This window comes from Streptomyces longispororuber, assembly GCF_014656095.1.
Lineage (GTDB): Bacteria > Actinomycetota > Actinomycetes > Streptomycetales > Streptomycetaceae > Streptomyces > Streptomyces longispororuber.
This window is the reverse complement of sequence record NZ_BNBT01000014.1, coordinates 78,682-92,336: the sequence shown is the minus strand read 5'-3', so window position 1 is coordinate 92,336 and position 13,655 is coordinate 78,682. Positions and strand designations below refer to the sequence as shown.

The 13,655-nt window shown below is 73.3% G+C and carries 11 protein-coding genes; 3 read left to right on the top strand and 8 right to left on the bottom strand.

Annotation, left to right across the window (positions count from 1 at the left end; translation table 11 throughout):
* Positions 1–80: 80 nt before the first annotated feature.
* Complete coding sequence (locus IE330_RS07655) at positions 81–1,022, top strand: dihydrodipicolinate synthase family protein (RefSeq protein ID WP_190135099.1); 942 nt, start codon at positions 81–83, stop codon at positions 1,020–1,022.
* A gap of 198 nt (positions 1,023–1,220) precedes the next feature.
* On the opposite strand, the gene IE330_RS07650 is transcribed toward IE330_RS07655, so the two are convergent.
* The 8 genes from IE330_RS07650 to leuA form a co-directional block, all read right to left on the bottom strand.
* Positions 1,221–2,171 (bottom strand): esterase/lipase family protein, encoded by a 951-nt coding sequence (locus IE330_RS07650; RefSeq protein WP_190135098.1) that lies wholly within the window; start codon positions 2,169–2,171, stop codon positions 1,221–1,223.
* Positions 2,172–2,455: 284 nt separating this feature from the next.
* Positions 2,456–3,460 carry a HEAT repeat domain-containing protein gene (locus IE330_RS07645; protein WP_190135106.1) on the bottom strand — a complete coding sequence of 335 codons (1,005 nt, stop codon included), beginning with the start codon at positions 3,458–3,460 and terminating at the stop codon, positions 2,456–2,458.
* 7 nt (positions 3,461–3,467) lie between these two features.
* Positions 3,468–4,136: a HEAT repeat domain-containing protein gene (locus tag IE330_RS07640; protein WP_190135097.1), complete on the bottom strand. Its 669-nt coding sequence runs from the start codon at positions 4,134–4,136 to the stop codon at positions 3,468–3,470.
* Positions 4,137–4,224: 88 nt separating this feature from the next.
* Entirely contained in the window at positions 4,225–4,902 is a 678-nt protein-coding gene (locus IE330_RS07635; protein WP_190135105.1) for a response regulator transcription factor, read from the bottom strand.
* Positions 4,903–4,913: 11 nt separating this feature from the next.
* Positions 4,914–6,416 carry a sensor histidine kinase gene (locus IE330_RS07630; RefSeq protein ID WP_444546227.1) on the bottom strand — a complete coding sequence of 501 codons (1,503 nt, stop codon included), beginning with the start codon at positions 6,414–6,416 and terminating at the stop codon, positions 4,914–4,916.
* A gap of 212 nt (positions 6,417–6,628) precedes the next feature.
* Positions 6,629–8,743 (bottom strand): MMPL family transporter, encoded by a 2,115-nt coding sequence (locus tag IE330_RS07625; protein WP_190135096.1) that lies wholly within the window; start codon positions 8,741–8,743, stop codon positions 6,629–6,631.
* A 214-nt stretch (positions 8,744–8,957) separates the two neighbouring features.
* On the bottom strand, positions 8,958–9,617 hold the full coding sequence (locus tag IE330_RS07620) for a TerB family tellurite resistance protein (RefSeq protein WP_190135104.1): 660 nt from the start codon (positions 9,615–9,617) through the stop codon (positions 8,958–8,960).
* A 305-nt stretch (positions 9,618–9,922) separates the two neighbouring features.
* The gene (gene leuA, locus IE330_RS07615; RefSeq protein ID WP_190135095.1) at positions 9,923–11,644 is read right to left on the bottom strand and encodes a 2-isopropylmalate synthase; all 1,722 of its coding nucleotides are present in this window, start codon (positions 11,642–11,644) and stop codon (positions 9,923–9,925) included.
* A gap of 566 nt (positions 11,645–12,210) precedes the next feature.
* On the opposite strand from leuA, the gene IE330_RS07610 reads away from it, so the two are divergent.
* Positions 12,211–13,296, top strand: a complete 1,086-nt coding sequence (locus tag IE330_RS07610) for a M4 family metallopeptidase (protein WP_190135094.1) — start codon at positions 12,211–12,213, stop codon at positions 13,294–13,296.
* Positions 13,297–13,388: 92 nt separating this feature from the next.
* Entirely contained in the window at positions 13,389–13,655 is a 267-nt protein-coding gene (locus IE330_RS07605; RefSeq protein WP_190135093.1) for a protealysin inhibitor emfourin, read from the top strand.

Here is a 13,655-nt window from a genome sequence, read left to right as displayed (position 1 = left end):
GCACCCGCCGCGGCGCCCGCCGACCCGGCCGCCGCCGCGGCCACGTCCGCCGCCGCCGCGGCCACGTCCAAGGAGGTTCCATGACCCCTCTCCCCACCCCGTTGACCGGTGTCGTCCCGCCCGTCTGCACGCCCCTGACCCCGGACAACGAGGTGGACGTCGCCTCGCTCGAGCGCCTCGTCGACCACCTGGTCGGCGCGGGCGTGGACGCGCTGTTCGTCCTCGGCTCGTCCTCGGAGGCGGCGTACCTGCCGGACGGCCACCGCGCCACCGTCGTGTCCACGGTCGTCCGGCACGTCGCGGGGCAGCTCCCCGTCCTCGCCGGGGCCATCGACATGACCACCCTGCGCGTCCTGGACCACGTGCGGGCCGCGGCCGCCGCCGGGGCCGCGGGGGCCGTCGTCACCGCGCCCTTCTACACCCGCACCCACCCCGCGGAGATCGCCCGCCACTACCGGCTCGTCGCCGAGCGCGGCGGCCTGCCCGTCCTCGCGTACGACCTCCCGGTCTCGGTCCACACCAAACTGGACCCCGAGCTGGTCCTGGAGCTGGCGGGCGAGGGCACCCTCGCCGGTCTGAAGGACTCCAGCGGCGACGACGGGGCCCTGCGCCGCGTCATCCTCGGCACCCGCGCGCGCACCGGCGACGCCCCGTCCTTCAGCGTCCTCACCGGCTCCGAGCTCACCGTCGACTCGGCCCTGGCCATGGGCGCCGACGGCGTCGTCCCCGGCCTCGGCAACGTCGACCCCGACGGCTACGTCCGCCTGTACCGGGCCGCGCGGGCCGGTGACTGGCAGCGGGCCCGCGCCGAACAGGAGCGCCTGTGCGCGCTGTTCCGCATGGTGTACGTCGGCTCGCCCGCCCGCATGGGCGGCAGCTCCGCGAGCCTGGGCGCGTTCAAGGCGGCGCTGCACCTGCGCGGCGTCATCGCCCACCCCACGACGGCGGCCCCGCAGATCCCGCTGTCCCCCGAGGAGACGGAGCAGGTGGGCAAGCACCTGGCGGCGGCCGGCCTGCTGTGACCGGGAGGTCGTCACATCGGAGGTTGGAGAATTACTCACCAGACCTCGGTCCGTCGTCTGGGCGCTGCCCTGCCGGAAACGTTGGGGGCGGAGCTTCTCGACCGTATCGCGGGCCATATGCCCAGGTACACGGAGACCGCGGGGCGCGCCCTGGGGCAGGGCGCGCCCCTGCTACCACGCCTTCTGCGGCCGCATCGGTCACCAATCGGCGTGCCAGTACAGTGCATTGCTGCCGGTGCGGACCGGGGAGGCACCGTTGCCCGTGTCGACCCAGGGGTTACCGAAATTGGAGTAGGAGATCGTGAACGCCCGGTTGTCGGCGACTTTGTGCAGGGACAGGTGGTTGATGCGCTCGCTCCGGAAGAACCAGACCTTGTGAGCGACCTCGACATCCGTTGCGCTGGCTTGCGGCAGGACCACGATGTCGAAACCCGTACCGATCACGGTCCAGTCGGTGCCCTGGTCGGACTGGGGGTTGTCGATCTGGTTCTGCAGAAAGACGGAGTTTTCGCGCATGTCGTGGCACTGCTCATAGCCGCAGCCCCTGGCCGTCAAGGTGCCCGCGTGCGGGGTGCCGAACGTGACGACGTCCTCGACCCACAGGTAGGGCGGGTAGGCCGGGTTCTTCTTGTTCACCTCGGTGAGGGCCGAGCGGATGACGAGTCCGCCCATCGAGTGCGCCATGACATCGATGGACCGTCCCTTGCTGGTGTGCGCGTTGTAGATGTTCCAGGCCAGATCGAGGCCGATGGCCTCGATCGGCCGGTTGCGGTCGTTGGGAACACCCGCAGCCGACTTGAGGTTCTCGTCGCAGAACTCGTTGCTGTCGTAGTAGCCGACCGTCTTGAGGTTCTCCGGCTTCCAACCCCACTGGACCATGGCCGCCTTGGCGCTGCCCCACTCCTTTTCGCAGTCCCACCCATCGGGCATGGGCTCTCCGAAGTAGGGTGTGTCGAAGTAGCCGTGGATCATGTAGACGATTTCGTTGGTGCTGTTGTCGCGCGCCGGCGGGGTGGGCGGGGCCGCGCTGGCGGGCGGAGCGAGCGTGAGTGCGATCAGCGTGAAGACGCCTACCAAGGTGGCGATCCCCAGGCGTTGTTTCCTTCCGTGTCTGCCTCTCGCCACCTCTGCTAGCAGTGTGTTCCTCATGTCCCCCTCCGAGGCTCGGAATAGCTGAAAGGGGAACGTGGCAGGTGCTGCTGTCCGAGGTATTGGAGAAAGACGAACAGCAGTTCCTTTTGGCCGGAACAGTGAACCCCGGCGCGGCCTCACTCCGAGGCAAGGGCCCACCCTTGCTCTCAGCGGGCTACTGCCGCTGGTCGTGGGCGACTGCGGCCAGGTCCAGCCACCGTGGCCGCGTCGGCGGGACCGGTCGAGGAGGACGGGCAGCACACCAACTCTGACCTGCGGCGTTGGGATGGAAAAACACCTGCTCAGCCCGCGTCGCGGAGCCACAGGAGGTACGAGGCCGTCAGCGCGACGGCCCGGTCCTCGTCGCGCGCCAGCTCCACCAGGGCGCCCGCGGCCGTCGTCCCCGGGATGCCCGCCAGCGCCTGCGTCAGCCGTCCGCGCGCGGCCGCGTCGGCGGTGTCGCGGGCGAGGCGGTCGACGAGCCCGGTCGCGATCCGTTCGGCCGCCGCCGCCTCGCCCGCCAGCACGCTCAGCGCGTCGGCCGCGTCGGTGTCGTTCCGCCCCGCCGCGATCATGTCGATGAGCACCGGCACCGCCTCGGCCCTCCCCCGGTTCCCGAGGGCGAGCGCCGCGTACCCGCGGACCCCGTCGTCGGGGTCCCCGAGGGCGTCCCCCAGGTGGGTGGCCACCTCGTCGCCGGGCATCTCGGCGAGGCTGCGGACGGCCCGTTCCCGTACCGCGGCCACCGGCGAGGCGAGGCCCTTCGCCAGCAGCGCCGGGCCGCGGCCGCCCGCCTGCGCCAGCGCCCAGCGCAGGGCCCCGGCGACGTGCGGGTCGGTCTCGCCGAGCGCCGCCTCGGCCAGGGCCTCCACCGGCACGGTCACCCCCTTGGCCGAGGAGAGGGCCGCGCGCTGGCGGGCGTCGGGGCTCGGCGACCCCAGGGCCTGCAGGAGCGCGACGACCTGGAGGACGTCCTCCCAGTCGGCGGGGTCGGCGGCGTCGATCCCGCGCAGCCGCGTGAGCAGCTCGGTCTCGGCCGCGATGCGGTCGCGCGTCCGGCGGATGAGGTCGTCGACGAGGCCCGCGGGGGTGAAGCCGGGGTCGTCGAGGGCGCGGCCGATCTCCCGCAGCGACAGCCCGAGCGACCGCAGGCTCTCGATGTGGAAGACGCGCCGGATGTCCCGCGCGGAGTACTCCCGGTAGCCGGCGCCCGTACGGCCCGACGGCCGCACCAGGCCGAGCGACTCGTAGTGCCGGAGCATGCGGGCACTGACGCCGGACCGCCGCGCCACCTCACCGATCAGCACCGTCGCGTCACCCGTCCTGCGGGGCCCCGTCGAGGGCCACGACACGCTTGGCCTCCTCGATCGCCCAGGCGAATCCGGCGTCCGGGTCACGCAGCAACCGCCGGGTGGCGAGCGCGTGCGCCCGCACGTCCGGGCCCCCGGCCGCCGCCGCGGCGTCCAGCACCGGCATGATCGCCTCGCCCAGCGCGACCAGCGCCTGGCTGAGGCTGCGCCGGGTCTCCCGTCCGCCGCGGCCGAGCTGCGTCACCAGCTCCCCGGCCAGGGCGGTCTCCTCGCCCTCCGGTACGAGGACGACCGCGGCCCGCCAGGCGCTCCGCGCCACCTCGTCGTCGGCGTCGGCCAGCAGGGCCGGGGTGATCGCCGGCCACGCCCGCCGGTCCCCGATCTTGGACAGCGTGTGCAGCGCCTGGCTGCGCGCCTGCGCCCGCTCCGACCCGAGCTCCCGGAGCAGCGCGGGGAGCGTCAGGGACACCGGGTGGCGGGTGAGCGCCCAGGTCAGCATGTCGCGGACGAAGAACTCGGGCTCCACCGCGCACCGCTCGACGAGCGCCTCGACGCGTCCCGGGCCGGGCGCCGTACCGGCCGCCAGAGCGGCCCGCAGCCGCACCGAGGCGCGGGTGTCCGCGAGCCCGTGCAGCGCCCACACCACGTCCGTGTCCTGTCTCGCCATGGTCATCGGACCACCTCCTGGGAAGCAGTGAAGACCTTGTCACCGTGTCAAGGTCAAGCGCGACCACCTGCGCGCGGGGCCGTCCCGGCCCCGGTCAGGCGCCCGGGGTGACGAGGCCGGACTCGTAGGCGGCGATGACGAGCTGGGCCCGGTCGCGCGCCCCCAGCTTGCCCATGATCCGGCTGACGTGCGTCTTGGCCGTCAGCGGACTGAGCCCCAGCTCCTGTGCCACCTCCGCGTTGTTGCACCCCCGCGCGACCAGCGCGAGCACCTGCCGCTCCCGGCCGGAGAGCGCGGCGAGGCCCCCCGGCTCGGCCCCGGCCCCGGTGACCGGCACGCCGCGCGGCTGCCGCAGCACCCGTTCGATGAGGCGTGCCGTCGGGCCGGGCGACAGGAGGGAGTCCCCGGCGGCCACGGTCCTGATGGCGTCGAGGAGTTCGGCGGGCCTGGTGTCCTTCACCAGGAACCCGGACGCCCCGGCCCGCAGGGCCTCCACCACGTGCTCGTCGGTGTCGTACGTGGTGAGCATGAGGACCTTCACCCCGGCGAGGTCCTCGTCGGCGGCGATGAGCCGGGTCGCCTCGATGCCGTCGAGGTCGGGCATGCGGATGTCCATGACGACGAGGTCGGCCCGTTCGGCGCGGGCGAGCGCCAGGGCCTCGCGCCCGGAGCCCGCCTGCGCGACGACCTCCATGTCGGGCGCGGACTCGACGAGCATCGCGAACGCGGCCCGGACCAGCGCCTGGTCGTCGGCGAGCAGCACCCGGATCATACGGTCGTCACTCACCGCTCGCCTCCTACGGGGGCTGTGGGGGTTTCGGAGGCTACGGGAGTTCCGGAGGCTACGGGGGCTTCGGAGGCTACGGGGGTTCCGCCCGGCCCGGTGCCCTCGGCGGGCGCAACAGGCCCGACAGGCCCGCCACCCCCGACAGGCGCAACGGGCGCAACGGGCGCAACGGGCCCAACCGCACCAGCAGGCCCAACAGCCCCGGCCACAGCGCCAACCCCAGCCCCACCACCCCCCGCGGCCTTCGTCGTCCCACCCGTACCACCAGGCACCGGCAACACTGCCACCACCTCGAACCCCCCTTCCTCCCGCGGCCCCGCCTCCAGCGTGCCGCCCACGCTGCGCGCCCGCTCCCGCATGCCGATGAGGCCGAAGCCCCCGGGCCCGGCGGCGTCGGGGGCGGCGGCCGCCCCTGCGCCGTCGTCCGTCACCCGCACCGTCAACTGCCCGTCCTCCTCCCGTACGGCCACCGTCACACCCGGGGCGGGCCCGCCGTGGCGCACGGCGTTGGTGAGCGCCTCCTGCACGATGCGGTACGCCGCCGCGCCGACGGCGGGCGGCACCACGGCCTCCAACTCCCCGACCGTCAGCTCGACCTTCGCCCCGGCGGTCCGCGCGGAGTCCGCCAGGTCGCTCAGGCCGCCGAGCCCGGGCAGCGGCCCGCGGGTCTCGTCGGCCCCGGCCGCCGCCCCGGTGTCGCCGTCGTCCCCGCCGGAGCGCAGCACCTCCAGCGTGGCGCGCAGCTCGCCGCGGGCGTTGCGGCAGGTCTCGGCGATGTCGTCGAGGGCGCTCGCGATGGCCGCCCGGTCGAGGCGGTCGGGGTCGGCGGCGAGCACGTGCGCGGCCACCGAGGTCTGCACGCCGACGAGGGTGATGCTGTGCGCGAGCAGGTCGTGCAGGTCGCGGGCGACCCGCAGCCGCTCCTCGGCGACGCGGCGCCGCGCCTCCTCCTCGCGGGTGCGCTCGGCCCGTTCGGCCCGCTCGACCACGGAGGCCAGGTACTGCCGGTGCACGCGCACGTACGTACCGAAGACGAGCACGGCGACGATCCAGCCGGTGATCCGTACGACCTCGGTGGCCGGGTCTCCGCCGACGCCCGCGTTGACGACGAAGACGAGGCCGATGATGTGCAGGCCGGTCAGCAGCGTGCGGCGGGGCCGCCCGGACACGGCGACGGTGTAGAGCGCGACCATGCCGACGTGGGTCGCGGCGAGGTGCGTGTAGTCCAGGGCGTGGTAGGAACCGGCCAGGGCCATGACGGCGAACAGCACCGTCATGGGCCTGCCGCGGCGCCAGATCAGCGGCACGTGGGCGCCCAGCAGGAGCGTCCAGCCGAGCAGGTCCGGCGGGCGGCCGTCCTTGACGAGGACGGCGAGCACGGCGGCGAGGCCGGCGAGGTGCGCGGCGAGCACCGCGTCCTGCCGCAGGGCGCGCCGCGACCCGGGCACGGCGCCGGAGAACGGCCACCAGGGGCGTCCGGCGGACGGCGGACACGGCACCTCGTCGGCTCCCCCTTCTCGTACAGATCCTCGTACGGGATCGCGTACGGGATCTCGTACGGCTCCTCGTACGGCGGCGGCTCCCGCCCCTCGGGGAGGTGCCTCGCGCACGTGGCGTACGTCCATGACGTCGGTCCTCATCTTCCAGTACGGCGGCGCCCCTCCGGGAGGGAGGGGCGCCGTGAAGTCGGAACCGGGTGCCCGGGCGGGCTTCAGGGGAGGCGCGCCAGCTCCGGTTCGCGGGGTTCCGGGGCCGCGGGCGGCCGCGGTGCCCGCGACAGCGGCCCGGGCCACCACACCTTGCGGCCGAGCGCGAGGCTCGCGGACGTCACCAGGTAGGTGCGGACCAGGAAGGTGTCGAGGAGCACGCCGACCGCGATGACGAAGCCCAGCTCGACGAGTTGGACGAGCGGCATGTTGGTGAGCACCGCGAAGGTCGCGGCGAGCACGAGGCCCGCGGAGGCGATGACCCCGCCGGTGGTGCGCAGCGCGGTGAGCGCGGCCGTGCCGGTGTCGGCGCCCTCCAGGCACTCCTCGCGCATGCGGTGCATGAGGAAGATGCCGTAGTCGACGCCGAGGGCGACGAGGAAGACGAAGGACAGCAGGCCGAGCCCCGGGTCGGTGCCCTCGAAGCCGAACAGCGGCCCGAAGACCAGGCCCCCGATGCCGAGCGAGGCGCCCCAGACGGCGACGACCGCGAGCAGCAGGAGCAGCGGCGCGACCAGGCTGCGCAGCAGCGCGACCAGGACGAGCAGGACGGCGGCGAGGACGATGGGCACGACGACCATGCGGTCGCGGGCGTTGGTGTCCTTGAGGTCGATCTGCTCGGCGCTGGGCCCGCCGACGTAGGCGCCCCGGTCGTCGAGGGCGTCGCGCAAGGCCTCGATGGTGGCCGTCTCGGCGGCCGTCTGCGGCGGGGCCTTGGCGACCACCGACAGCTCCGTCCACCGCTCGGAGGAGCGGCCGCGCTCGGCGCTGTCGACCCCGGCCACGGACCGGGCCCGGTCGAGGAGGGCGTCGGCCTCGCCGGACGGCACGATGACGCTGATGGGCTGGGTGCCGCGTTCGGGATAGGCGGCGGCCAGGGTCTCCATCGCGGCGATGGAGTCGGGCTTGCTGGTGAAGGAGTCCTCCTGCTTGAGGTTGCCGGGCAGGTTGAGCGCGCCGAGGGAGAGCACGGCGAGCAGCGCGGCCCCAATGGCGAGCACGACGACGGGCCGGCGTCCGGCGGAGGAGCCCATGGACGCGAACAGCGAGCGGCGCTTCTTGGGTTCGCTGCCGAAGGCGGGCACGATCGGCCAGAACACCCGCCGCCCCAGGAGCACGAGCAGCGCGGGCAGCAGCGTCAGCATGGCCACCAGCGCGCACAGCACGCCCACGGCGCCCAGCGGGCCCATGCCGCGGCTGGAGTTGAGGTCGGCGGCGAGCAGGCAGAACAGGCCCGCGGCGACGGTTCCGGACGAGGCGAGGACGGCGGGCCCGCAGCTCCGCAGGGCGACGGCCATGGCGTCGTACGGGCGCTCGACGCGGCGCAGCTCCTCGCGGTAGCGGGAGACGATGAGCAGGGCGTAGTCGGTGCCGGCGCCGAAGACGAGGATCGTCATGATGCCGGAGCTCTGGCCGGTGACGCTCGTGCCGAAGGCCTGGTTGAGGCCGTAGGCGACGCCCATGGACAGGAAGTCGGCGATGCCCGCGACGACGAGCGGCACCAGCCACAGGAACGGGCTGCGGTAGATGAGGATGAGCAGGATCGCGACGACGGCGACGGTGGTGTAGAGCAGCGGCCCGTCGAGTGACTGGTAGACCTCGCCGGCGTCGGTGGCGAGCGCGCCGGAGCCGCCGACCTTCACGCTCAGGCCGTCGCCGGCCCCGCCGGAATCGGACTCCTTCGCGATGTCGCGCACGTCGTTGACGAAGGCGTCGCGCTTCTCCTCGTCGGTGCCCGGCGCGGTGCTGGCCACCGGGTACATCAGGGTCGTCCCGTCCTTCGACGCCACCCCCGTGGGCGTCGCGACGAGCTCCACCTGACGTGCCACGGCGGCCACCTGGTCGGCGGCCGTCCTGCGGTCGGCGGCGCTCAGGCCGCCGTCGCGGTGGTAGACGAGGACCAGTTCGGTGGTCTCGCCGCCGGGCAACTGCTCCTGCACCTCGGCGACCTGCGTGGAGTCGGCACTCGCGGGCAGGTAGTCCACGGCGCGGTCCTTCTGCACGTCGCCGAGCTTCCCGGCGAACGGCCCCGCGAGCGCCATCACGGCGACCCAGATGCCGAGCAGCACCCAGGGCACGGCACGTGGTCGTCGGCGCTTGGTGGTTGTCGCGGCCCCCATCGGTGGGCCTCCCTCCCGTGACGGTGTCTGACGGCTTCCAGACTTCCGCCGGGAGCGGGGCGATACGTCACACGAGGGAGCGAGTTCGGCCGTACGCCCCGTGGTGGCACGGGCCGCGGACTACTCCCCGGGGAGTAGTGGCGTGGAGTACGGGGCGCGCGTACGGACCGGTGGCGCCGGAGGGCCGACGCGGGAGGGGGACGGGGCCGCGGCCTCAGGACGGGGTGCGCTGGGCGGCGGCCATCAGGCGGGCCACGTCGTCCGTGCCGATGCTCAGCGCGCAGCCCGCGGTGGCGAGCACGTCGCGCTCGGCGGGCGTGTAGGGGCCGTCGGTGAGGGCGATGCGGGCGCCCTTGAGGAGCAGCGCCTCGCGGCCCGCGGGGGCCAGGTGCGGGGCGAGGGGGCCGAGCGCCTCGTGCAGTTCGATGGCGAGGCCGGGGGCGAAGTCGGGGGCTCCGGGGCGGCCGGTGTCGGCGGCGAGCGCCTGGACGAGGGCGACGACGCGTTCCCCGGTGCAGTCGTCGAACCCGGCGCCGCGCAGGGTGGCGACGGCGGCGTCCAGGGTGGTGCGGGACGCGGCGCCGCCGGTGGTGAGGACGGCGATGACGATGGTGTGCACGGCCTCGCGGAGCATGGCGGCGAGCCGGACGGTGGTGGGGTGGTCGAGCGCGTCGAGCCCGAAGTGGCCCCGGCAGGCGGCGCATTCGACGACGGGCCCGGTGTCGCCGCGGGAGAGCAGCGGCAGGCCGAGCAGGACGAAGCGGCGGCGCCCGGTGCGCCGCTGGTAGTTGCGGTCGCCGCCGCAGCCGGGGCAGAAGAACTCGCCGTCGCAGACGGTGGTCCACACGGTGCGGGTGCCGACGAGGCGGCCGATGCGGGCGAGGCCCGGGCCGTGGCCGTGGTGCCGGCCGCGGCGCGGCGGTGGTGCCGGGACGCGGATGTCGCGGGAGTTCCGGCCGTCTCGTTCCCGGTCTGGCAGCACCACGCACCTCCACGACTCCGCGGCCGCCCTGCCGCGTTGGCGTGATGTTAGCCACATCGGTGATGCCGCGTCAGTACCCCGGAGCGGAGATGGCTGACGGGCGGCCGGGACGCGGGCCCCGCGCACGGCGTGGCCCCGCCCGCCACCAGGGCGGGCGGGGCCACGAAAGCACCGGTCGAACTGGGGGTCGAACAGGCTCAGCGGGCCGCGCGGTTGACGGCGGAGACGACGGCCTTCAGCGACGCACGTGTCGTATTCGCGTCGATGCCGACGCCCCACAGGACGCGCTCGCCGATCGCGCACTCGATGTACGAGGCGGCCAGCGCGGAGGCCTCGGCGCTCATCGTGTGCTCCTGGTAGTCCAGCAGGCGGGCGTCGATGCCGACGGTCTGCAGGGCCGCGAAGAACGCGGAGATCGGGCCGTTGCCCGTGCCGGTGAGCACGGTGGACTCGCCGTCCACGATCGCCCCGACGGTCAGGGTGTCGACGCCGTCCTCGCCCGTCGTGGTCTGGCTGGCGCGCAGTTGCACGCGGCCCCAGGGGTTGTCCGGGTTGGGCAGGTACTCGTCCTGGAAGACGCTCCAGATCGCGCTCGGCGAGACCTCGCCGCCCTCGGCGTCGGTCTTCGCCTGGATGATCTTCGAGAACTCGATCTGCATGCGCCGCGGCAGTTCCAGCTTGTGGTCGTTCTTCAGGACGTACGCGATGCCGCCCTTGCCGGACTGCGAGTTGACGCGGATGACCGCCTCGTACGAGCGGCCGACGTCCTTGGGGTCGATCGGCAGGTACGGCACGGCCCACTCGATGTCGTCCACGGTCCTGCCCGCGGCGGCCGCGCGGGCCTCCATCGCGTCGAAGCCCTTCTTGATGGCGTCCTGGTGGGAGCCGGAGAAGGCGGTGTAGACGAGGTCGCCCGCGTAGGGGTGGCGCGGGTGCACCTCCATCTGCGTGCAGTACTCGTAGACGCGGCGGATCTCGTCGATGTCCGAGAAGTCGATCTGCGGGTCGATGCCCTGGCTGAACAGGTTCATGCCCAGGGCGACCAGGTCGACGTTGCCGGTGCGCTCGCCCTGGCCGAACAGGCAGCCCTCGACGCGGTCGCCGCCCGCCATCACGGCCAGCTCGGCGGCGGCGACGGCGGTGCCGCGGTCGTTGTGCGGGTGGATGGACAGGCAGACGTACTCGCGCCGGGACAGGTTCCGGCTCATCCACTCGAAGCGGTCGGCGTGCGTGGACGGCGTGGACCGCTCCACGGTCGCGGGCAGGTTGAGGATGATCTCGCGGTCGGCGTCGGGCCGCCAGACGTCCATGACGCCCTCGCAGACCTCCAGGGCGAAGTCCAGCTCGGTGTCGGTGAAGATCTCCGGGCTGTACTGGTAGCCGAACACCGTCTCCGGGCCCAGCATCTTCTCGGCGTAGTCCATGACCAGCCGGGTGCCGTCGACGGCGATCTGCTTGACCTGCTCGCGTGAGCCGCGGAAGACGACCTCGCGCCAGACCGGGGCGGTCGCGTTGTACAGGTGCACGGTGGCGCGCCGGGCGCCCTTCAGCGACTCCACCGTGCGCGCGATCAGCTCCTCGCGGGCCTGCGTCAGCACGGAGATGGTCACGTCGTCGGGGATCGCGTCCTCGTCCTCGACGATGGACCGTACGAAGTCGAAGTCGGTCTGCCCCGACGAGGGGAACCCGACCTCGATCTCCTTGTAGCCCATCTTGACCAGCAGGTCGAACATGGCCCGCTTGCGGGCCGGGGACATCGGGTCGATCAGCGCCTGGTTGCCGTCGCGCAGGTCGGTGGACAGCCAGCGGGGCGCCACGGTGATCCGCCGGTCCGGCCAGGTGCGGTCGGGCAGGTGCACCTGCTCGTACTGCCCGTACTTGTGGATGGGCATGGCGGAGGGGCGTTGGAAGTTCGGCATTGGTGTGCGGGCTCCTCAGTGAGTCCTGGAGGACGGCCGACGTTCTTGCACAGCACCGACTCCGCGGGGAGGGGGTCGGCCTCGACTACAAGCCCTCACCGCGGCGGCTAAGGAGAAGCAGCCCGTAACGCATGATGCCTCGAAGCGTAGCCGAGCCTCGCCGGATGCGAGGCCCCGTATCACTATGCGGGACCTTCTCGGCGCTGCGCGCCGTCGCCTGTCCCGCGTGCGTGCCGTCGTCGACTGCCGGTGATCCACCGCTCCGCGGCGGATGTCCCCCGCCCGCCCGCCCCTTCCAGGGCGGCCGAGCGAGGGTATGTCAGCCCGTCCGGCGTTTGAGGACGAGGCCGGAGGCCGATCGGGCGGGGTCCAGGGGCGGCAGCCCCTGGTTACGGGAAAGGGGCGGGCCTGGGGCGCCCCCCCCGCGAGGGCCATGGCCATGTCCCGCCCACAGGACGCGCACCCCCTACCACCCGACCCGGAGCCCCACCCACCGTATGGGGTTATTTCACCAATCATGGTTGCACCCCGTGACAGTGGCATGACCCAGTGCCACATTGCCACGCATGACCGCCAACCCAACGGGGAACCCGGAAAGGTTCGAGCCCGTTTTCTGCACCATCGTGCCTCCGTTCGTCCTGGACACCCTCGCCCAGAGCCAGGACCCCGCCCTCGCGGGCCCCGCCCGCCGCACCCTCCAGCGGGACGCCTTCGAGCGCACCCAGCGCCGGCTGACCACCGTCATCGGCGCCCCCTCCGTCCCGGTCCCGCGGGGCACCGCCGAGGGCAAGCCGCACCGCACCGTCCACGACGCGGAGCACCGCACGGACCTGCCCGGCCGCAAGGTCCGCGGCGAGGGCGACGCGGCCGGCCAGGACGCGACGGTCAACCGCGCGTACGCCGGCCTCGGCGCGACCTTCGAGGTGTTCCTGGAACACTTCGGGCGGAACTCCATCGACGGCTCGGGCCTGCCCCTGAACGCCACCGTCCACTACGACCGGGACTACGGGAACGCCTTCTGGAACGGCGAGCAGATGGTGTTCGGCGACGGCGACAAGGAGATCTTCCTCGACTTCACGATCCCGGTGGACGTCATCGGCCACGAGCTGACCCACGGCGTCGTGCAGTACACCGCGAACCTGACCTACTTCGGCCAGCCCGGCGCCCTCAACGAGTCCATGGCGGACGTCTTCGGCTCGCTGATCAAGCAGTACACGCTGAGCCAGACCGCCGCCGAAGCGGACTGGCTGATCGGCGCGGGCCTGCTGGCCGAGCGCGTCACGGGCACGGCGCTGCGCTCCATGAAGGCCCCGGGCACCGCGTACGACGACGACGTCCTCGGCAAGGACCCGCAGCCCGCCACCATGGACGACTACGTCCGCACCGGCCGCGACAACGGCGGCGTCCACATCAACTCCGGCATCCCGAACCACGCCTTCTACCTGCTCGCCACGGCCCTCGGCGGCCACGCCTGGGAGCGGGCCGGGCAGATCTGGTACGCCGTCCTGACCGGCGGCGAGCTGGCCGTGGACGCCTCGTTCACGGACTTCGCCAAGCTCACCGTCGCGGCGGCCCGTGAGCGGTACGGCGACGGGGAGGAACTGAAGGCCGTCCAGGACGCGTGGGCGCGGGTGAAGGTGCCCACGAGCTGAGGGTCCGGGGGCCGGACCCGGCCCCCGGACGCCTGGCCGACAGCCGCCGGGGCCGCCTGGCGGGGCTCCGCCGCCTGGAGTACACAGGACCCATGCGTATCCAGGTGAAGCGCACCGGAGGTTTCGGCGGCATCGAGCGGCACGCGGAGGTCGACACGACCGCGCGCCCGGACGCCCAGGAGTGGCACACCCTGGCCGAGCGTGCCCTGGCCACGTGCCGGGGCACGCCCCCCATCGGCGTGCCCGACGGCTTCAGCTACGAGATCACCGTCGACGGACGCACCGTGTACGCCGCGGACCCCGGCCTGACGGAGGACCAGCGGGAGCTGATCACCCGGGTCCTGAAGGAGGGCTCGTAA